Origin of the sequence: Leeuwenhoekiella aestuarii (assembly GCF_004104055.1) — a bacterium.
GTDB classification, from domain to species: Bacteria; Bacteroidota; Bacteroidia; order Flavobacteriales; family Flavobacteriaceae; genus Leeuwenhoekiella; species Leeuwenhoekiella aestuarii.
On sequence record NZ_QOVJ01000001.1, the window covers coordinates 548499 to 570044 of the forward strand.

Sequence of the window (21546 nt, forward strand, 5' to 3'; positions counted from 1 at the left end):
TTATCTTTGATTTTTACAACTAATCGAAGTGATGGATATTAAGAATACCAGTCTTGAGGATTTCTACAAAGAAGCCGCAGCCTTTACCGGTAAAGATCTCAATAGCATTTTGCCGCCTGAGATTCATAAAGAAATAGGACACTTCAACATTTTTGATATCGCAGAAACCATCAGCGAAGTCAAGAAGAACAATCAGATGCCTTACAACCGGCGTGCGTATTACAAAATAAGTCTTATTCGTGGGAAAAACAGGGCCGAATATGCAGATAAGGTCATCGAGATCAATGCTAACGCGTTGCTTTTTGCCACTCCAAAAGTACCCTATCACTGGGTACCGCTTGATGAAAATCAGCAAGGCAACTTTTGTGTCTTTACCGATGCTTTTTTGATGCAAAGTAAAAGCGGTATCAAGCTGGATCAACTGCCTATCTTTAAGCCTGGAAGTCTTCCGGTATTTGAAATTACTGATGAACAGGCCCAAGAAATCGCAGGGATCTTTGATAAAATGACAGCAGAAATAAACTCAGATTACGAGTTTAAATACGATTTGCTACGCACTTATTTGATTGAACTCATTCACTACGGTCAAAAACTTAAACCTGGGCATCAAATCCAGGAAGGGCAACATGCTGCTAAACGCATTGTTTCTCTATTTATAGAGTTATTAGAACGTCAATTTCCGATAGAATCACCCAACCAAAGACTTAGCTTACGCTCTGCAAAACAATATGCCGAACGCCTTGCTATTCACGTAAATCACCTCAACAAAGTTTTAAAAGAAAACCTGGGAAACACGACCACAGAGATCATTACCAAGCGTATGCTTCAGGAAGCAAAAATCCTGCTTAAACAAACCGACTGGACCGTTTCGGAAATTGCTTTTAGTTTAGGTTTTGAAGAAGTGGCGCATTTCTCCAACTTCTTTAAAAAACAAACCAATCTTTCTCCGCTCCATTTCAGAAATTGAAGGCTTATGATTTGAATTTTGCAAACAACCCTTTGATGTTTGCAACTAAAGCAACTGCATTTCTAAGACCTTTGTACTGTCTTTTAATCTAAAAAAATACAGATGGAAACTAGAAACAAAATAGCACTAATAACCGGTGCAAGTCGCGGTTTGGGAAGAAATATGGCCTTAAGCCTTGCCAAAAAAGGAACCGATATTCTATTTACGTACCACAGCAACAAAGCAGCTGCAGATGGAGTGATAAAAGAGATCAATACTCTAGGTCAAAAAGCATTAGCGCTACAGTTAGACACCGCTAAAGTAGCAAGCTTTGCTAATTTTATTGCTGAGGCTACAACGCACTTAAAAGAAGAAACAGGCAACTCAAATTTTGATTTTTTAATAAATAATGCAGGGACTGCTTTATATGCCCCTTTTATGCAAACGACAGAAGAGCAGTATGACGAGATGGTAAACATTCATCACAAAGGCGTATTTTTTCTGACTCAAAAAGCGCTTCCATTTATGAATGATGGTGGTAGCATTATCAATATATCTTCTGGTTTAGCGCGTTTTAGCCTACCGGGATCTTCAACTTATGCCTCTATGAAAGGTGCTGTGGAAGTCCTTACACGTTATCTGGCAAAAGAGTTGGGAGATCGTAAAATCACAGCAAATGTGGTCGCACCGGGAGCAATAGAAACCGATTTTGGTAATGGTCACGTGCGCGATGATGCAAAGACTAACGAAATGGTTGCAAGTATGACCGCTTTAGGGCGTGCCGGTTTACCGGAAGACATAGGAGGTGTCGTTGCCTTTTTATGTTCACCGGAAGCCCGCTGGATTAACGGTCAGCGTATTGAAGTTTCAGGAGGAATGATGCTTTAAACCATTTAAAAATAAAAAAGGAGGTGTTGATCAAATCAACACCTCCTTTTTATTAAGGCTTGTAGGGCCCCACAACCTCTAAGGTATCACCAGACAGGTCTACTTCAAACAAATGCGGAACCCTATGATAATTTCCATTTACCACTTCGTGACTGTGAACCGCCATCAAATCCTTGCCATCAAAAGAGGTAAATAACATCCCGTGGCCAAAATTACGCGGTGTAATGGGTTCTTCTTCCTGAATCCACGGGCCATCTAACGTACCGCTTTTTGAATAGGCGACCCCCTGAACGTATTCATCATAAATCCAGCTGGTCCAGATCATCCCCAGTTTTCCGGTTTCCGTATTGAATACAAAAGGACCGTCTGTTACTTTACTTTTCTTATCCTTTCCATTCTGGTCTTTTTCGCGGCTCCATGGTGAATCACTGGCTTTAAAAAGCAAGACTCCTGCTCCCACCGAACCGCTTAAGTCGGGTTTCAGTTCTATTTTTTCCATCGTACCGTTGCCGTTCTGCAACCATTCCCAACAATAGATCATATAGGGTTTTCCGTCTGTGTCAACCCAAAATGTCCCATCAAGTGTTGGTTTGTGTGCCGGCAAATAACTCTCATCTTCCATGGGTTTGTAGGGACCGTCTGGAGTATCGCTTACTAAAATATGACTGGCGCGACGTTCTATTGGGTTTCCATCTACGGTATCAATCATTAATTCCCGATTCGTAAACGTCGCAAAGTCATAATATTTCCCCTTGTATTGATGCAGTTCTGCTGCCCAGATCATCGGGTTGGGTCCCATCCACGAATCAGGGTCTGTATCTGTTATTTTAAAAGGTCCTTCCCAATACTTAAGGTCTTTACTCTTCCAGAGCTTTCCTCCTGTACCGGTCATATAGTAGGTTTGTGAAGCTTCATCCGCTAAAATATAAGGGTCGCTCAACCGAATAGCATCTAAGGGAATATTCTTTTTTGCTTTAAATCGCTGCCCAAAAACTGTTGCAATCATAAAAAGCGCTAAAACCAATACTAAACTTTTTTTCATATCAAAAACGGTATCAAAATACCCTGAAACTTACTGATTTTAATTTAGATCCATCAATGTGAGTGTCCCTCAGAACCCTCTTTAATGAGTTCAAAAGCACCATTAACTAAGAATTGAGCCCCCTTAGGAAAATCGGCTGCATTTTTAATTTCAACAAAGCCCTTGCGTGTTTTACCTGTTTCAACCGCAACTCTATTAAAAAAATAAGCTCCCTGCTCGTGCTCTTGCAATTGTAAAGTATAATAGGCATCCCCCAGATTCGCAACAGCTTCTTCCGGAAGTGCCATCGCAGTACTTTCTCCGGTTTCGATTTGTGCCTCAATAAACATGCCTACTGCAAAATTAGGTGTAGTTGACTCGTTTTCTAAATGCCCATGAACGGTAACCGTTCGACCTTCCTGATTCAACGAATTCCCGATTAAATGCACTTCGCCTTCGTAAAAAGTATTGGAAGATTCAGGGATTTTAAATTTAATTTTTTGTCCTTTTTTTACTTTAAGCATATCGCTCTCAAACACTTTAAGCTCCAGGTGAATATGATCTATATCTACGATTTCCATAATAGGATCTGCAGCCGAAACATAGCTTCCCTTACTCACAAAAGTCTCTGCGATGGTACCCGTAATCGGTGCATAGATACGGGCCTGAGATGTGTAATCACCTTGTAATACACGTTCCGGACTTATGTGTAGCATTTGTAACTTTTTACGTAAGCCGGTATAGGTAGCTACGCTGCGTTTATAGTCGCTTTCTGCCTTTAAAAAACTCTTTTGAGAAGTGATGTTCTCTTCAACTAAAGCTTGTTGACGCTCATATTCAGATCTCAGGTAATTAAGCTGCTCTGCTAATTCCTGAAACTGCTGCTGAATGGCTACAAACTCAGGATTCTCAAGCGTTATCAAAACCTGTCCTTTTTTGACCGCATCACCTATCAACAGCGGGTTATCTTTAATATAACCGCCCATAAATGCAGTTATTACCGCCCTGTTTTCTGGCGGAACATCGATCATTCCACTGGCCTCAACCCAGTCTGGAAATGTAGTTTCTTCAATAGTGCTAAGGGTCATCCCTGCATTTTTAAATTGTGCCTGAGTTACCGTAACATCTGCCTGATTCTCAAGAGATGCTTCAGTAGTATCCCCTTGTTTTTCTTTAGTTCCGCAACTTATCATCAAAATCATCAGACTAATTTGCGCGAGTATTTGTATTGAATTTTTCATCATTATGTCTTTAAAGTAGCATATAGTTGAGTTGAATAACGGTCTGGTTATACTGATGCAGACTCTCCAGGTAAGCGAGTTTGATATTATACGCCTGCTGCAAAATCTGGATGTATTCAAAGAAATTCACCTCCCCGTTTTTATAACTTGAAACCGCTGTTTTCTCGAGTTCGTCGGCCAGCGCTTTACCTTCAGTATCATAATACCTAAGGCTTTCGGCATATTTATTAAGATCGCTTTGAAGACCTGTAATTCGAGCCTGAAGCTGAATTTTATAATTTGCTGCCTCCTGACTTACCGCCCGGGCTTCTATTTTTGCCGTTTTTATACGGCTGGAAGCACCAGAAAAGAATAAAGGAATCTTCACTCCAAACTGATACCCAATCAGGTTTTTATCTAATCCGTCATTAGATCCCTGAAAATAATTCACGGTCAGATCTGGCAAGAGTTGTTGGCTACTGAGCTTTTGCTGTGCTTCGGCCAGATCTATTTTAGAATCGTAAAACGCCTTAGCTACTGCACTGTTTTCTTGCGTGCTAGTGGGTAAAAGGCGTTGAATAGGCCCGGGTCTGACCCAAAGCGTATCTACCTGTACCAACTGCTTCAAATGTATTTGAGCAGCCTGAAACTCTTCGCCAATTTGTTTACGTTGCGTTTCTATTTCTTTTTGTTTGGCTTGCGCCGAAATTTTCTCCAGATAATTGCTTTCGCCCAGCTCAAACCGGCGCTTTGCCGCATAGGCAAAATTTTGATAAATACTGTCTAATCCATCATACAGCTGAAGCTTTTCGTTTACATATTGCAAGGTGTAATACGCATTAGCCAAACTACGCTCCAGTTCTAATTTTACGAGTTCTGCACGGGTTGCAGCAACGGTATAACTGGCCTTATTTGCTTTTGCCTGTGCAAAATAAACTGTAGGAAACGCAAACGACTGACTAACCCCAAAAACATCAATAGGTCTGTTGTTTGTAGCCAGATTGTTTTCGTCATAATGATAATAGATTTCGGTTTTATCAAAAGAGAACGCACTGCCAATCGCTGCGCTTGCTGCGTCCGTTCGCAACCCGGCAGCTTTGATACCGGCATTATTTTTATAAGCCAACTCTTTGACTTGCTCAAAACCACTTACCTCCTGAGCTTGTGCAAAACCACCCATTAAAATAAGAATAAGTAAGCTTGACGTTGTTTTATTTTTTAAACGCATACTGCCTTCATTTTTCAATTCTTTATCAAACCAAGACACCAGAACCGGCAAGACTACCAGCGTAAGCAACGTTGCCGAGATCAGTCCACCTATTACCACTGTAGCCAACGGACGTTGCACTTCGGCACCCGCATTTGTAGAAACTGCCATTGGTAAAAAGCCTAATGCTGCTGCAGTAGCTGTTAATAGTACTGCTCTTAGGCGATCTGTTGCACCGCGTGTTATGAGTTCGTGCATATCGGTTATCCCTTGTTTTTTCAATTCTTTAAAATGCTCGAGCATTACAATACCGTTGAGCACCGCAATACCAAAAAGGGCAATAAAACCAACTCCTGCAGAGATACTAAAAGGCATATCGCGCAACCACAATAAAAATATTCCGCCTACAGCAGCAAGTGGGATCGCCGTAAAAATCAACAACGCTTCTTTAACCGAATTGAATGCGAAATACAGCATGATAAAAATGAGTAAGAGTGCCACGGGCACTGCAATTTGAAGCCTGGAAGTTGCACTCTGCAAATTCTCAAACTGTCCGCCATAGTCAATCGTATAACCGGCAGGTAACTTAATATTGGCTTTTACGCGTTTCTGAATTTCATCTACTACAGACTGTAAATCTCGGTTACGCACATTGACACCGACTACAATACGCCGCCGCGTATCATCTCTTGATATTTTTGCTGCGCCTTTAGTATACCTGATCTCAGCGAGTTCGCTCAAGCGCACTTTACCAGCCATTGGGGTATCTACATACAGGTTTTGCAGATTATCTATGTCCTTTCGTTGTGATTCTTCAAGACGCACCACCAGATCAAAACGCTTCTCCCCTTCAAAAATATTCCCAACCGTTTCCCCGGAAAAACCCATCTTAATAAGATCATTGATATCCGAAATATTCAATCCGTAGCGGGCGATTTTAGCGCGGTTGTAGTTGACACTCATCTGCGGCAGGCCGGTAACTTTTTCTACCGAAATGTCTGCCGCTCCCTCAACATCAGCGATGAGATCCCGTATTTGATTTGCTTTTTGATTGAGCACCTCCAGGTCTTCACCAAAAATCTTAATCGCGATATCTGCCCGCACGCCGGTGATGAGTTCGTTAAAACGCATTTCGATCGGCTGAGTAAACTCAATTTCCATTCCGGGAATTATACTCAAGGCTTCTTTAAAACGCGCTGCAAGTTCGTCTTTAGAATCCGCAGACACCCATTCGCTTTTATCTTTAAGCGTGATGATCACGTCACTGTCTTCCATAGACATCGGGTCTGTAGGGACCTCTGCCGCACCAATACGACTAACCACTTGCTTAACTTCGGGAAAACTATCGAGCAGTATTTTTTCAATTTGGGTAGTGCGTTCAATAGTTCCGCTAAGGGAAGTGCCGGTTTTTAATATAGGCTGTATCACAAAATCCCCTTCATCCAGTTGCGGTACAAACTCGCCTCCCATAGTCGTAAAAATATAGGCCGCAATCACCATAAGCCCTACGGAAAGACCTATAACTAATTTTCTGGAGTCTAAAGCCCAGTGAATAACGCGCTCATAGTGACGCTTTAAGTAATTCACCAGGCGTACAGAAGTGTTTCGATCTGAAGGCGTTTCGGCTTTTAAAAACAGGGATGCTGCTACCGGAACATAGGTAAAACACAACAACATCGCGCCCATTACAGCAAAGCTGAACACCAATGCCATCGGTATAAACATTTTACCTTCTACCCCACTTAAAGAAAGAATAGGGATGAACACGATAAGAATGATCAATTGCCCAAAAACCGCTGAATTCATCATCGTAGAAGCAGCCTCGCGCGTGATTTCATTCTTGATATCCTGTTTTTCTTTTGAAGACCGTTTTTGAAGCGTTTGTTGGCTTTGTGCCATTTTATAAGCCACATATTCTACAATGATCACGGCACCGTCTATGATGATCCCAAAGTCAATAGCACCCAGACTGAGCAGGTTGGCGTCTACCTCAAAAATATGCATCATTCCCAGTGCAAAAAGCAAACATAAGGGAATGACCGAAGCCACTACGAGTCCGCTGCGCCAGTTTCCAAGAAGCAAAATCACAACAAAAATCACAATGAGAAACCCTAAAATTAAGTTCTCGCCAATGGTAAATGTAGTTTTAGCGATGAGTTCACTTCGATCTAAAAAAGCATTGATGTAAACACCCTCGGGGAGGGAAGATTCTATCTCACTAACCCGTTGTTTTACCGCTTTAATAACTTCGTTAGAACTAGCGTCTTTAAGCATCATTATTTGCCCCAAAACCTTCTCCCCTTCACCGTTACCGGTAATTGCGCCAAACCGTGTCGCGTGACCAAACCCTACAGTCGCAACGTCTTTGACATACACGGGTATGCCCTCGTGATTAGTCACCACAATATCTTCTATATCTTCTAGCGAGCCAGCAAGGCCTTCACCGCGTATAAAATAGGATTGATTGGCTTTCTCAATATAACCGCCACCGGCAATACTGTTGTTTTTCTCTAATGCAGCAAAAACCTCAGCTGCCAGAATACCCATCGCATTGAGTTTTTGGGTATTGATGGCTACCTCATATTGCTTCAAATAACCTCCCCAGGAATTGATCTCTACCACTCCGGGAATACCCGAAAGCTGGCGTTTAACCACCCAGTCTTGTATCGTACGCAAATCTGTTGCCGAGTATTTATCCTTATAACCCGGTTTTACGTCAAGGACGTATTGATAAATTTCACCAAGACCGGTTGTGATAGGACCCATTTGCGGGGTTCCAAAACTGGAAGGGATTTTTTCTGAAGCAGACTTGATTTTTTCGGCTAAAAGTTGGCGCGGTAAGTAGGTCCCCATATCGTCTTCAAAAACGACAGTGACTACTGAAAGACCAAACTTAGATACCGAACGAATTTCTTTCACCCCTGGTAAATTGGCCATTTCCAATTCAACCGGATAGGTGATGAATTGCTCCATATCTACCGTAGAGAGATTGTCTGAAGTGGTAATAACCTGCACCTGATTGTTAGTAACATCAGGAACAGCACCCAAAGAAATTTGAGAAAGTGAGTATAGCCCAAAGGCAATGATCGCAGCAGTCAGCAACAGGATAATTAACTTATTCCTGATGCTAAAATTTATAATAGCATTAAGCATGATAATAATATAAAAACGTGAATTAGAGCGGTGGCGTTTACAACACGCAAATGCACTCTAAGAATTAAATCTGGTAAGAGATCTATACGTTTTTAGGAGGCTGAAAAATGCTGTTTACTAACGAAAAAGAATAGGAATCCCGGTAAGCAAAATTAGAAGTTGTCTGGTCTAAAGGAATCGTTTTGGGCTCTGGTAACAATTCAAAATCAGTTAAAAAAGCAACAACGCTATGAATACAGCAATGCTGATGCTCAAACGGAAGTTTCTCGTGATCTTCCCGTTCTTCCTGATGTTCTAAATTATGGGCTGCTTTGAGCTCGCCATAATGCTTATTTAAAAATGAAAAAACATCATCCCCAAACGTCTCTTGATGGTACTCATAATGATTTACCAAATCTTCTAAATGCAAAAAATCACCAAAGCTCAAATTGAAGCTCTGGGTCAATAGCATTATCGACAATATTGAGGTAACTAATTTTGACATCGTCGCAAAGTTACTTAAGAATTGAAAACAATTTACTTGGCCATTGGTATTTATAATTAATATAAGTAGTTAGTGCCCGGTCAGCAATAAGCTTTCATAATTAGCGGTATTGAGGTATTCTTTTTTAAGGTCACTCAGGTATTGCTTTGCCAATTTATAGTGCTCGTGTTCAGGATTCAACATATCCTTTACCGCTTCATCTCTCAAGATCATCACAATATACCAGTGACCGGTTCTACTCGCATAGGTGTCTTCTAAAAGAGCATCATAATCGTTTACCTCGAGCGCAGCGTCGATTACTAACGGAATTAAATTGAGTGTGTTTGAGGAGCGCTCTACTTCATAAAAGGTGAGATAGCCTTTTATCCCATGAATATCAGCAGGTAAATTATAGGCGAAATCATCCGGATGCAAATCGGGATCCGGTCTTAATTTATAAAACAGATAATCGTAAAACTCCCCGGCTTTTTTAGTATCCTCAAAAATAAATGCGTGCTGTCTGGGTAATTTTCTATGGAACTTCTTTGCAAGCTGAACGTGGTCTCCTTTTATTTTAGGAGCGAATTTATAGGGAATACAACTGGTCAAAAGCAAGAAGACAAGAACGGAATACAGGTGTTTCATAAATTGAATTTAGAAATACCACCTCAATAAATGTTCCGTTTACTAAAAATATAAATTAAAGCTTTACTCAATCCATACATTATCGCTTCAATGTAAAATGCGCTTTAAATTCTGCCGGTTCGTCTTCAAAAGTATATGCTACTCTAAACCAGTAATCATCAGAAGGCATATTTCTGCCGCGATAAGTCCCATCCCATCCGGGTCCTGTGGGTGCGATATTTTTTATCAACTTGCCAAAGCGATCAAATATGAAGATCTGTGCTTCGGGGTGATCCTCTAATGAAGTTATATTCCACGTGTCATGATACCCGTCGTTGTTGGGGGTAAAATACTTCGGGTAATTAATCACCTGAACTTCTAACACAGCTTCTCCACACGTACCCTTCACCCCTCTAACCGTAACGGTATGAACTCCGGGAGCAACATTTATAAATTCCGGGGTGTTTTGAAAAGACTGATCGTCTAAACGGTACTCATATTCTCCAAAACCAGAAACAACAGTAATCTCAATAGCTGACACTTCTGCAAAGGGCTGTGTGACTTCTGCTTCAAAAATAGGCTCTGCAGACTCAAACACTTCTACTGTTGTGGGGTTGTAGTTACAGGCAGCTCCCACCTCAGGAATTATTTTTTCGGTTGAAACGGTATAAATACCTGCTTCTTCAGCAGTGAAGGTTTGCCCCTGACCAACCAACTGTTCGTTTAAAAACCAGCTCACTAAAAATTCTGACGGATTTAAACCAGAATCTAATACCACCGGACTTTCAACCGCTCCGGTCTCTGCATTTCGGCAGACGGTTCCACCTTCAACTGTAAAATCTAACAGGGGATAAACGATCACCTCAAAGACATCTTCAGCAAAACAATCCGGATTATCAGCAGCCTCGGCATATTTGTAAATGGTATACGTACCCGGTACCAATTCGTATTCAGCAGGATCAATGGGCGCCTGTTTATCAGGACCCAAATAATATCCCTGAGTAAATACATCCTGAGGCAATGTTGGTAAGGTATACCTTCCACATTGCTCCACATCAGGTTCAGGAACCAGGACTGGTGTTTCTGAAATAGTAACCGTAAAGCTGCTTTCAGCTTCACAGAAAAAACGCGTTCCATTTCTGGCATAAATAAATACTTCTTGTGTACTGGTAAGAACATCTCCCGGAGCGAGCCTAGTTCCCTGACCTCCAGATTCCGTAAAATAATCACCTTCAATTAAAGCAGGCAACGTATAGGAATCACAACTCGCCACATCTTCAAACTCTTCAACTTCTACTCCTAAGATATTTATGGTAAAGGTATTCTCACTATAACACGAAGGAAAGTCCTCGTACGCGTTATAAACGTAGATCGTTTGGGTTTGGGTAATTTCGGTTCCTGAAGCAAGTTCCATTCCCTGCCCCTGAGGTTCTGTAAAATACCTGCCGTCATTTAATTCCGGTAAAACATACGCCTCACACGAATACACAAAGGTTAAATTATCAACGGGTAATAAGGGGCGTATTTCAACCGTAAATTGAGTTTCACTTTGACAAATACTTACTTCATTATTGATGTATATTGTTTGCGTTGCGTCAATAACATCGCCCGGAACGTACTGTGTTCCTCCCCTTGCAGATTCTTCAAAATACTCTCCATCGGTTAATGCAGGAAGTGTGTAAGTCTCTCCCTCACACAATAATTGATCTGATAAGGTATCAACCTCGGGGATGGCGATAACATCCAGCTCAAAAAATGAATTATCAGTACAATTAGAACCTGCCGTGGTATTCACATAGTAATAGATGCGCTGTGAACTTGTAATTTGAGTACCCTCTGGTATTGAAGAGCCTCCTCCCATTGCCGCAGTGTAAAAAGCACCTTCTTCTACAGCAGGGATCGTATAAGAACCGCATACTTGCAGATCGCTAAACTCCGGAACTATAAAAATACGCCACTCATAGGTATTGCTACATTGAGTTGTACTATCATAGTTATAAATATATACTGATTGGGTCGTGGTTATCTCGTCACCTTCATTTAAAGATAGCCCTCCACCATCAGGCTCTGTAAAGTAAGCTCCTTCAGTTAATGCCGGAAGCATAAAACTGTTACAAGCCACTACATCTGAAGGCATATCAACAGGTGGAAGCGGATACACAATGATGTTAAATGCTTCATCTCTACACACAGACCCGTTTTCTCTAAAATAAAAATAAATTGTCTGACTGCTAGTGAGTTCGTCACCTGTGTTCAAACGCACACCTGTTCCATCAGGACCTCCTGATTCGGTATAAAAAGCACCAGCAGGAGTAGGTGGAATTACAAATGCGCCACAAGCCTCTACTTCACCCAAGTCATATTCTGAAACAAATGTGATACTAAACGAAGACTGACTGCTACAGCCATTGGCATCGGGGCCGTTGTAAATAAACAGAACCGTATCTTCAGTAATGATATCACCGGCATTGTATTGAATACCTGAACCGTTAGATCCTGAATAATAGTCTCCATTTGTGAGTGCTTCTAACTCATAGGCGTTACAGGTTATCACATTTCCTAATTGATCTACTGGCGGCAAATCATTGATCATGATATCAAAGGCTACTGCCTCATAACAGGTATCCTGATCAACATAAGAAACACGTGCCCAGAGTGTCGTTGTGGCGGTTCCTCCAGAAACTAAATAGGGTGATTCTACAGGGTCAGTCTCGCTATTCGCATCTGCCTCAGATGCATAATAGGTTATTTGAAAAAGAGCCGGATTCTGACTGCCTAGAATACGATTATTAATCGGTGTTAAATCTACAGAAACATCATTTCCTTCAGGAGTGCACACGCGTAAAGGATTCGGTTCTGAAACCGCTATTTCGGGTAATACATCCAGTTCAAAATCATAAGTAGCATCACAAAAACTACCGGTATTGGTATTGCGCAATCTTAAATAAATAGTCTGGCTTCCTGTGCTTGGGTATGCAGTTGTCTCATTTTCTGCTATAGGTTGATCTGCATTTAAATCGGCAAGTGACGCATAATACACAACATCAAATTGATCAGCGTTCAATCCCAGTGCTTCTGTATCATTTACACGGAGATCAAATGCCGAAGGCTGACCGCCATTTGCGCATGCTTCTATATCTGAAGGTTCGGTTACCGAAAGTTCACTAACAATCACTTCGTCTGTAATGACACAACCCTTATTTGTTACCCGTACCGTATATGTTCCGCTTTGGTTTACGGTAATACTATTTCCCGTTTGCCCTGGAATAATCGTACCATTACGTAGCCACCTGTGTGCATAAATTGAAGCGTCAAGACCCGTGTCTAAAACAGCCACATCACCACTACATAAGGTGAGGTCTGGTCCAAGATCTACACGCGTATTAAAACTTCCACCGGCAAGAAAAATCGCTGAATCAAAATTGGTATCGTTAGAATCCCCGATAACGATCCGTATCGTGTACGAGGTTCCCGGAGTAAGGGTTGAAGAAGCATTAAGAACCTCACTGTACCCCCGCATATTAATAGCCGATTGGGCATTAGAGACTTCATACGAGTCAAAAAGCTCCGGATTTACCGAACTGCAAGCCGGATTGTTCTGGTTATCTCTAATATTACGGACCGAAATGGATTCACCAGAAGGAGTAACAGCAAGGTTTTGAGACTGACCGGTGCTCAAATCTGTTAATACAAAAGCTACAATATCTTGTGAAGCACATTGCCATTCGCCATACTCATTAGATGCGAAAATAAAATCGAAACTAAAATTACTGGAAAGCGGTATAAAGTCAAATTCAAGAAATGTAGTTTCTTCAATTTGAGCCCCGTTTCCGGTAGCCTCATTCAAGCTTTGGAGGTATGCATCATTATTGGTGTTGAGTTGGGTACTCAAATTAGTGTCTGTGTAGGGGCCCGCCGTAAATTGTGCATTACCGGTGCGTAAGACAACACCATTTGCTAATGGAAAAGCACCACCGTTATTGTTGAAAATTCCACCGGCTTGTGTAGCAGAAATGGAGATATTAGAAACCTCAGCACAGGCATCGTTAAAGAGTTGATTAACCAGGTTATCAGCAGGTTGAGGACTGCTAACACTAACCTGTTGCGCGAACGTATGTGCTGTAAAACATACCCATACAACAAGAAGAAGGAGACGTTTGCTCATAATGATACGGGGCTAATTCATTTAATTGCAAAGAGATAACGCTTTTATAGTGGATAAATTATTTCTATACCTAATACCTAAATTTAAACAAAAACCGAGACTTATTTTTTATTTTTTTGAAAATCAAACCCTTAGTATAAGAACAATGGTTTACTTGGGCTTAGAATCAACGGGAAGCGGGAAGGTCTTATTTAACAAATCTGGTTTGTTGATTTACAATCTGTCTACAACTAAAAAAACCGCTCATCCCGATAGCTACCTTAGGTTTAAATGAATACGTTTTTTTAGAATTATGGGGTTGTGCAACGGCTACCGGTGTTGGCTGTAGTTATTTTAGAAGGGAAGACCTGTAATTTCAAGACTCAAATCTCTAGATAGTTTTTCCCTAAGTAATTTTTCTAATCTTTTATCCTCTTTAATTATCATAGCTATCTTTTTATAGTTTGAATAGGTTTTATAATAATTGAAGTTTTCAATCTGTAAAGCTTTGTTTATTTCTAAAATTTGATTTTTGAATTCTAATTCTTTATCGTCGACTTTTGGCCAGATAAAGTCAAAATCTTTATTCTCCAATGATAAAACGAAATCTGGATTTAGAATTGTATTCATACAAAGCTGAATCACTTTTTTTAATTCAGGTTCCGTAATATCATAATCATTTTTAAACCTAATGTTGTCTATAAATTGGTCAACAAAAAATTCAACCAATATTTCATTTTGTTTAAATAATACATCGTCAAAGCCGTTATCTTGTATCACATTTTTACCAACCGCTACAAGCATTTCATTCATTCTTTTTGATATACTTTTTAATTCAGAAACTGAATCTAAAATCTTTTCATCTTCTTTATTATCCTGAAGTTGTTGTAAGTACAAGTAAAGCATACCAGCAATTTGATTACCTAAATATCCTTCAATATCTTCTACTTTTTCAAATGTCTTTATTGCTATTCCTTTAATTAAATTAATAAACTTAAAAACATTAACATCATCTACGTGAGCGAATTTGAAATTGTTTTCTTTGTCAAAAAAGCCTTTATTTTTATTGTAGGTATGGAATTCAGCATAGACATTTTTCTCAACAAATATGAATATCGGAATATTAAGTTTTTGAGCAGTTTCAAATTCTTTTCTTGTTATTGAGATGTATTCACTATTGTAAGATTGTTTTTTCTCTTCAATGTTTTCTCCTGATATTATAGAACCATATCTTCCTCCAATTATTAATACCATCATATGGCATAATTTAACTTCGTTATAACAAGAGATATCAAGGGGTTTATTGTGTTCAAAAACAACATTGTCGCTTTCAAACAAGACTGGTTCGAAATAGTAATTTTCAATAAACCTTTCAAGTCTTTCCCTTACGTGCTTTAAATCAAAATATGTTGAGCTTAAAAATATTCTTGGTTTCATTATATTGTGTTGTTTTTAATTACAGCCAACTTGTTTGTATATGAGCTGTGGCGTGTCTCGGCACAGACCTTTCCTGATAAAAACTGGCTTGGGAAAATCTGCAGGATTTTCCAAGTGAGGACTTAACAAGCCATAGCTTATATACTGTGTTGGCAACAGTATTTTACTTATGGTGATATTCAATTTCACTTGGTGTCAGTTCGGAACGTCCTTTTATTTTAAAATGTGTTTTCCATACTTTTAATTCCTCAATTGGTTGTGATGTTTCTGCTACAAAAGGTGCGAAATAAAATGGTTCGTTAGATTTTTGTTGATTCCTAAATTTGTGAAAGAACATTCCTTCTTTCATTTTTAAGTTTTTCCAAAATACCATTTGAAGAATTAATTCTTGTTGTTGCTTACCATACTTTTCTAATTTCATTGACTCTTTATAATTCGCAAACATAGGGTCGAGCCATTTCCTTTCGGTATTTGCATATAAATAAGTTGAATAACTAACGTCACTTTCTATTATAAAAGAAATGCAAATGTTATTTTCTTCGTCAACATCTTTATTTTGATTCCAAGAACGGATATAATTAAAAAACTTTATTGCGTATCCTTTGTCAGCGTATGCTGGTCCAAAATAATTTAGATAGCCTTCGTGGTCATCAATTTCTGGATTGAGTAGAAAGTATCCGTTAGTCAACCATTGGTCGTATTCAATGTCAAAATCAGGAAATGGTTGTAATGCCATTATAGAATACTCGAAAATTGTATGTTCAAAAAGTTGTTCAATTCCAAAAAGCAACAGTGTTATTACAATTCCCGCCCAATAAGGAAGTATAAGAAAACTTGTTATAATTCCTATTGCGGTTAAAATCCGCATTATCCATTTGACGTGCTTTTCAAATTTTTCGTGGACGACAAGTTTTGGATAGTATTTTTTCCAATGAATTCTAACAAGACTTTTAGAATCTATTCTCCAATTTCCAAATCTAAATTTCATTGGTTAATTTTTTTTCATATTGTTGCCAACGTCAGTCTGTCTCAAAACCACCTGTTTATTGCTTAAAAGGAGTTGAAGTGGCTGCGATATCCAACAAAATTGCATATGAGTTGTTTTGAATTTTCACGTGGTATAATTGGCCCATAAGCCTTTTCAAGCCCTCTAATAGCTTTAAAATGCGCAAGAAGCTGTGTTTTATAGCTGTCTTGAGGGATATTTAAAGCATGAACAACCTTTTCAGGTTGTAAGCCATCAGCATCAGTCCTAAGTCTGCCGATGTTGCCTGCATAACTCTGTTGGCTTATAGCGTGCAAACAGACAGAGAACCGGTTCAGTCAACACGGTTCATGCTGGGTTCCCGTTCTGCAACGGGACAGGCTGTACCGGCTGCACGAATGCTTAGTTATTATACAACGTACTTTATTTTCGCGGTTCCCAATGAATATTATTTTGTCCTACTATAATACTCAGAGAGAACAACAAGTTGCGTTTTTTATTAAAATAAAATTTGCCTTAATGTTCCGAATTTACTTTTCTTTCTTTAATTATTTGGGCATACAATCCAGCTATTATAATTACAGCAGTAAGGACCATAGTGGCTCTACCATTTTTTTCATTGAATAAGATAATACTCCCAATTATCCATAAACAGATAGAAATTAATCCCGTGATTTTTACAGTATTAGATAACTTTATCATTATTTAAGTTTTACTTATTTTTCAGATTCGTGAATATTGGTGCTAACGGCAGTTTGTCTCAAAACCACCTGTTTATAAAAGTAGTTGAAGTGACTGCGATATCCAAAACAAAAAGCGAATATTGGAATGTCTTTATTTTAAGACTGTAGTTTACCTCATACGTTTTCTAAAGGCCTTAATGAGCATTAAAACGTACGCTATAACGCAATCAAGAGCATTGAATACCCCAAACATTAAACAGCCTTTTCAGGTTGTAAGCCAAAAGCATCAGTCCTAAGTGTGCTGATGCTACCTGGATGCCTCTGTTGGCTTATAGCGGACAAACAGACAACCAACCGGTTCAGTCAACACGGCGTTCATGCAAGGCTCCCGTTCTGCAACGGGACAGGCTGTACGGGCCTCACGAAGGCAAGCTATTTAGTGCAGTTTTATTCAATTCTTACAAATTCACTTCCAATTCCATCAGCATTGTTGTCAGAAATGTTGAGTTTTTCGTTTTTGTAACTATTTATTATTCCAGTTTTCACAAACCCTAAATATTGTTCGTTTTCAGGAAATTGAATAAGTCTTTCCATTTTTCCAGAGTAAATAGACTCTTTCATAATTAACTCATAAGTTCCATTTGATATTTCAGTTCCATTTTCGGTTACTGAAAATTCATAGTTACCTTTTAAATTCAGGTGGATTATTTTTCCTGTTGTTTCTGGAGTTTCGTGGATATGAAATCCAATTCCTCCATCAGTATTTGTCCAATTCCAATCTCCAATTAAATCTGAGTTATCAATTCTTGTTTGGTCATCTGAACTGCAAGAAATCATTCCTAAAGCCAAAATGAATACGTAAATCAAATTTTTCATAATTTTATTTTTCTAATAGATGTTCAAATTTCGATGTGGTTGCGTCAAATTACACACAATGGAAATCTGTCTCAAAATCAACTATTTATTCTTTAAAAGTAGCTGAAGCGTGTTCGATAGCCAATAAAAAGCGAGTATTGGATATCAATTAGCTTTCCATACCGCATACGCAAATGGTTTTATAAAGCTTTAGAAGGTAAATAGCCTGAGATTAAAACAGGCTAACAAATGTAGCGCTCCGCCATTGCTTATAACCTCAAAAAGTACCTCAAGTTCACACCAAAACGGGTAAAAAGCGGAGCGGGAATGCTCGGTTTATATTTAAAGATTACAAAGACCTTAAATCAGGAATGTAAGTCCATTTTAAAGGGACTTTATCTAGCTAATTAAGAATGTACAAAACAAGAAAACCGCTTAATCCTTAGGCGTCGGGAGCTTTAAATGAATACGTTTTTTAACTAGTTAAGGGGTTTTTCAACTACTACCGGTATTGGCAAATCGTTATTTTTAATCCCAATATTTTTCTATTAAATGATATATAATTCCTTTGTCAATATCAAGAGCGAGATAATTTGCATTTGGATATTTATTGCAACGATAGAATTCAATATTCTCTATATTTTTAATTTCGTAAAAAAATAAAATTTCTTTTTTAAATTCAGGCATTTCACGCTCAATAAATTCCAAATTCTTTTTCATTTCACTTCCGTCAGTCTTTTCGGTTTCTGCGTCAGATATATCAGAATGTTTAGTTTTTAAATTCGATAGAAACTCTAAAATTTCTGTTTTGTCCGATTTGTATTTAAAATAACAGGAATAGAAATTAGGTGGAAAATTTATTTGAACACTTTTAATTTCGTCCGTTTCTGGAATATTATCGTCAGAATATATATCGCTTAAATTTACTCTTTCAGTCGATGAAAATGAGTTGAAGGCAAAATTCACTGATTTTTTCCAAGCTCTTTTTGAAACATCAGCAATTTCGGTTTTTGATTTTTCAATCAATTCCTTTCCTTTTTTTTTCGCTCTTTGACAAGAACAAAAAACAATTAAAATCGTAAATATTATTTTTACGCACGTTTTCATCTAATGCTTGCCAACTTTGTTATATTCACACAAATATAGTTGATTATCAAAGTTTTCGTCGGGACATCAACACTTTAAAGTTGCATTTATAAAAATAGACCTTTGTCTTAGAAGTTATTTACAGAATCCTTTAATCTCCTGATTTAAAATAAAAAAGGTGATAAATCCCCGTAAAGTACCTTTTGGTTCGACTGTATTTCCAGTTTTCTTCGGGTGTTGTTCGGGTGTTGTCTGGGTCTTGTTCGAGAAACACCCCCTTTTTCCGAAGCTCTCTCGAAGGATACCCGAACGAGACTCGAAGCAAACCCCTCTAAAAATCGAATTGCTATGCGGGAGTAGGCTATAGTATGTAAAAGGATGCTGCAGTATGCGAGACCGTGCAATTGCCTGCAAGTACATGCCATTTAAAACAGCTTATCGTATTGGGACTTTTAGGGATTGCGTTTCTTGAAAAGGTAGCCTTGCATCCGTGGCTATTAGAATAGGACCTCAGCCTTATACTTCCCATAGCGTTAGCATACCGTTACCCTGCCTTTGCTATGCGCTATCCCCGGGTGAAACGCGGGTGAACCTCGGGTGAACTACGGGTGAACCTTGGGTGAATGGAGTTTTGGAAATGTTTAAAATGGTATAATGGCAGCACGGAGTACTCGATGCAGGTCGTATAGCAAGCTGCTCTTTAGAGAGCTAACTTATAAAAAAAGAGCCTTCCCCTATCCTGGGCTGTGCGGTTAAGATAAATGCCTTGGCTTAACTCTGCTAATATAAGGCATTTGTAAGGCCTTGTCAAGAGGTATGGCGTATAGTTGTCGTTCGCAGCGCAACCCCAAACATGCTTGTTTAAAAAACTTTAGTTGGCTTTCCACATACCTTTAATTTGAGGGGGAACCGATGCTTACACTGAAAAATAAATCCTAAGAGGTTAGAAGATTCTGTAGATGCATCTATCGGGGCATAGCTCCAAACGAAAGAAATGCTCGTTGAGTCCAAAAAAGCAAATAGGGTAAGACCTGAGCCGTTTTATTACTTTAAATACCTAAAAACCCTCAAGTTTGACTTGAGATTGAGATCAGCCTGACTATTGAAGTAGTAGCGTTAAATACCCCGTTCTTTCTGAATCGTCTCATATGCGTCCTGCACATTTCTAAACTTTTCTTCTGCACCGGCACGATAGGCTTCATCCATATGTTGTAGTTTATCAGGGTGGTATTTTTTTGCCATCGCTCTATACGCTTTCTTAACCTCAGCATCGGTTGCGGTTTTTTCAACTTCCAGGATTTTATAGGCGCTGTCTGCATTTTTAAAGAACATCGCTTTAAGGCTTTCAAACTCCCCTCTGCTCAATCCCAGATATCCGGCAATTTGAGAGATTTGATTAACCTCTGATGTAGAAACCGTACCATCTGCCTGAGCAATCCCAAACAAGAAATGCACAATTTGTAAACGTACTTCTCTGCGTGTACGCTGGGTTAAATAAGAACAAATACGCTGGGCATTAATTTCGCGCTTTTTGACCACCTCGTTAAATGTTCTAAACGTTGCATTAGCCCGTTCTTTACCATAAGCCTGCACAAAATATTGACGCACATAGTCCATTTCACGCTGACTTACCTGTCCATCTGCTTTTATAACAATAGAGCACAGCGAAAGCAAATTGAGTTCAAAATCCCCGGGAGTTACGGTTTGTTCCTGGCTACCAAAAGGAGCGCTGCTTCTGCCTGAAGTTGTGCCGGTATTCTTATTGAAAAATAAATTATCTATGAGCATCCCAATTACATAACCTGCAATTCCGCCCATCCAGCCGCGAAAAACCAGGCCAATAATGGCTCCTATCCATCTTACCATTTAATCTTTTTTATCGTGTTTTCGGTCAAAACCGTTATACATGCTTTTAATTGCGCAGCAAAAATAAAGCCTTTACAAGATGTGAGTCTGTAAATCTGACAAAATGTTACTGTTTTGCGTATACGCAAAGGATTTAAGCCTTGTGCGTCAGTTTACTTCTGTTTTCTGAATAATTTACCCTTTTAGCAAATTGCATAAAGGTAAAAAGCCTTAGCTGAAAGCCTGACTCATTGGGATGCGCTTTAAACCTATACTTTTTTAGCGAGAGACTGTAGGGTTTATAAAAAGTACCCGACTATTATTTTGTAAGTTTGTAAACCAAAGCCTTACGAACTTAACAGAAGGCTTGATTGAACTTAAATTTTAGTTTCAGAGCCAATCTCGAATTGTTAAACGCCATAAAATGGCTAAAAAAGAAAACTTATGTATCCAGCAGAATTAGTAAAACCTATGCGTGAAGACCTTACTTCTGTAGGTTTCACAGAATTACATACTACAGATGATGTGCAGGCAGCTATGAAAAAAGAAGGAACAACCCTTGTTGTTGTAAATTCTGTTTGTGGTTGTGCAGCTGCAAATGCCAGACCGGGAGCGCGTATGGCTTTACAAAATGCAAAAACTCCAGATAATTTATTTACCGTATTTGCAGGAGTAGACCGTGAGGCTACAGATCTTGCTCGTAATTTTATGGTACCGTTTCCTCCCTCTTCGCCTTCTATGGCTTTATTTAAAGATGGGGAACTCGTACATATGTTAGAACGCCATCATATTGAAGGACGTCCTGCAGAGCTTATCTCAGACAATCTTATTGATGCTTTTAACGAGTATTGCTAATCATTAAATGATTTATGGCGAGTCTACAAGACTCCGCTTTAAATCTGATATTATTTTAGACTCTATACTTGAGTAAACGATTATATCCCTGCCTTTTACGCAGGGATTTTTTTGTTTTCATAAATACTGCTAAT

15 protein-coding genes are annotated in these 21546 nt (G+C 39.1%); 3 read left to right on the forward strand and 12 right to left on the reverse strand.

Annotated features, from left to right (window positions below; genetic code table 11):
- Positions 1-31: 31 nt before the first annotated feature.
- Positions 32-967, forward strand: coding sequence for a helix-turn-helix domain-containing protein (locus tag DSM03_RS02490; RefSeq protein ID WP_201740396.1), 936 nt, complete (start codon positions 32-34; stop codon positions 965-967).
- Positions 968-1069: 102 nt separating this feature from the next.
- Positions 1070-1834, forward strand: coding sequence for an SDR family NAD(P)-dependent oxidoreductase (locus tag DSM03_RS02495; protein WP_128763051.1), 765 nt, complete (start codon positions 1070-1072; stop codon positions 1832-1834).
- 52 nt (positions 1835-1886) lie between these two features.
- Here the strand turns inward: DSM03_RS02495 and DSM03_RS02500 are convergent, their stop codons facing one another.
- From DSM03_RS02500 to DSM03_RS02555, 12 genes are all read right to left on the reverse strand, one after another.
- Positions 1887-2876 (reverse strand): glycoside hydrolase family 43 protein, encoded by a 990-nt coding sequence (locus DSM03_RS02500; RefSeq protein WP_128763052.1) that lies wholly within the window; start codon positions 2874-2876, stop codon positions 1887-1889.
- Positions 2877-2929: 53 nt separating this feature from the next.
- Entirely contained in the window at positions 2930-4096 is a 1167-nt protein-coding gene (locus DSM03_RS02505; RefSeq protein WP_128763053.1) for an efflux RND transporter periplasmic adaptor subunit, read from the reverse strand.
- A 10-nt stretch (positions 4097-4106) separates the two neighbouring features.
- Positions 4107-8435 (reverse strand): CusA/CzcA family heavy metal efflux RND transporter, encoded by a 4329-nt coding sequence (locus DSM03_RS02510; protein ID WP_128763054.1) that lies wholly within the window; start codon positions 8433-8435, stop codon positions 4107-4109.
- Positions 8436-8517: 82 nt separating this feature from the next.
- A complete protein-coding gene (locus tag DSM03_RS02515; protein ID WP_128761793.1) occupies positions 8518-8919 on the reverse strand; it encodes a hypothetical protein in 402 nt (133 codons plus the stop codon).
- A 69-nt stretch (positions 8920-8988) separates the two neighbouring features.
- On the reverse strand, positions 8989-9543 hold the full coding sequence (locus DSM03_RS02520) for a hypothetical protein (RefSeq protein ID WP_128761794.1): 555 nt from the start codon (positions 9541-9543) through the stop codon (positions 8989-8991).
- 79 nt (positions 9544-9622) lie between these two features.
- Positions 9623-13687, reverse strand: coding sequence for a T9SS type B sorting domain-containing protein (locus tag DSM03_RS02525; RefSeq protein WP_128763055.1), 4065 nt, complete (start codon positions 13685-13687; stop codon positions 9623-9625).
- Between the two features lie 333 nt (positions 13688-14020).
- Positions 14021-15103, reverse strand: a complete 1083-nt coding sequence (locus tag DSM03_RS02530; RefSeq protein WP_128761796.1) for a DUF4062 domain-containing protein — start codon at positions 15101-15103, stop codon at positions 14021-14023.
- A 163-nt stretch (positions 15104-15266) separates the two neighbouring features.
- Entirely contained in the window at positions 15267-16091 is an 825-nt protein-coding gene (locus DSM03_RS02535; protein ID WP_128759422.1) for a hypothetical protein, read from the reverse strand.
- Between the two features lie 62 nt (positions 16092-16153).
- Positions 16154-16405 (reverse strand): hypothetical protein, encoded by a 252-nt coding sequence (locus tag DSM03_RS02540; protein ID WP_128759423.1) that lies wholly within the window; start codon positions 16403-16405, stop codon positions 16154-16156.
- An 813-nt stretch (positions 16406-17218) separates the two neighbouring features.
- Positions 17219-17647, reverse strand: a complete 429-nt coding sequence (locus DSM03_RS02545; protein ID WP_128759424.1) for a hypothetical protein — start codon at positions 17645-17647, stop codon at positions 17219-17221.
- Between the two features lie 507 nt (positions 17648-18154).
- The gene (locus tag DSM03_RS02550; RefSeq protein ID WP_128763056.1) at positions 18155-18733 is read right to left on the reverse strand and encodes a hypothetical protein; all 579 of its coding nucleotides are present in this window, start codon (positions 18731-18733) and stop codon (positions 18155-18157) included.
- Between the two features lie 1095 nt (positions 18734-19828).
- Complete coding sequence (locus DSM03_RS02555; protein WP_128759426.1) at positions 19829-20578, reverse strand: TerB family tellurite resistance protein; 750 nt, start codon at positions 20576-20578, stop codon at positions 19829-19831.
- Between the two features lie 423 nt (positions 20579-21001).
- Here DSM03_RS02555 and DSM03_RS02560 point away from each other — a divergent pair, with 423 nt between their 5' ends.
- Positions 21002-21412 carry a BrxA/BrxB family bacilliredoxin gene (locus DSM03_RS02560; protein WP_128759427.1) on the forward strand — a complete coding sequence of 137 codons (411 nt, stop codon included), beginning with the start codon at positions 21002-21004 and terminating at the stop codon, positions 21410-21412.
- Positions 21413-21546 lie beyond the last annotated feature (134 nt).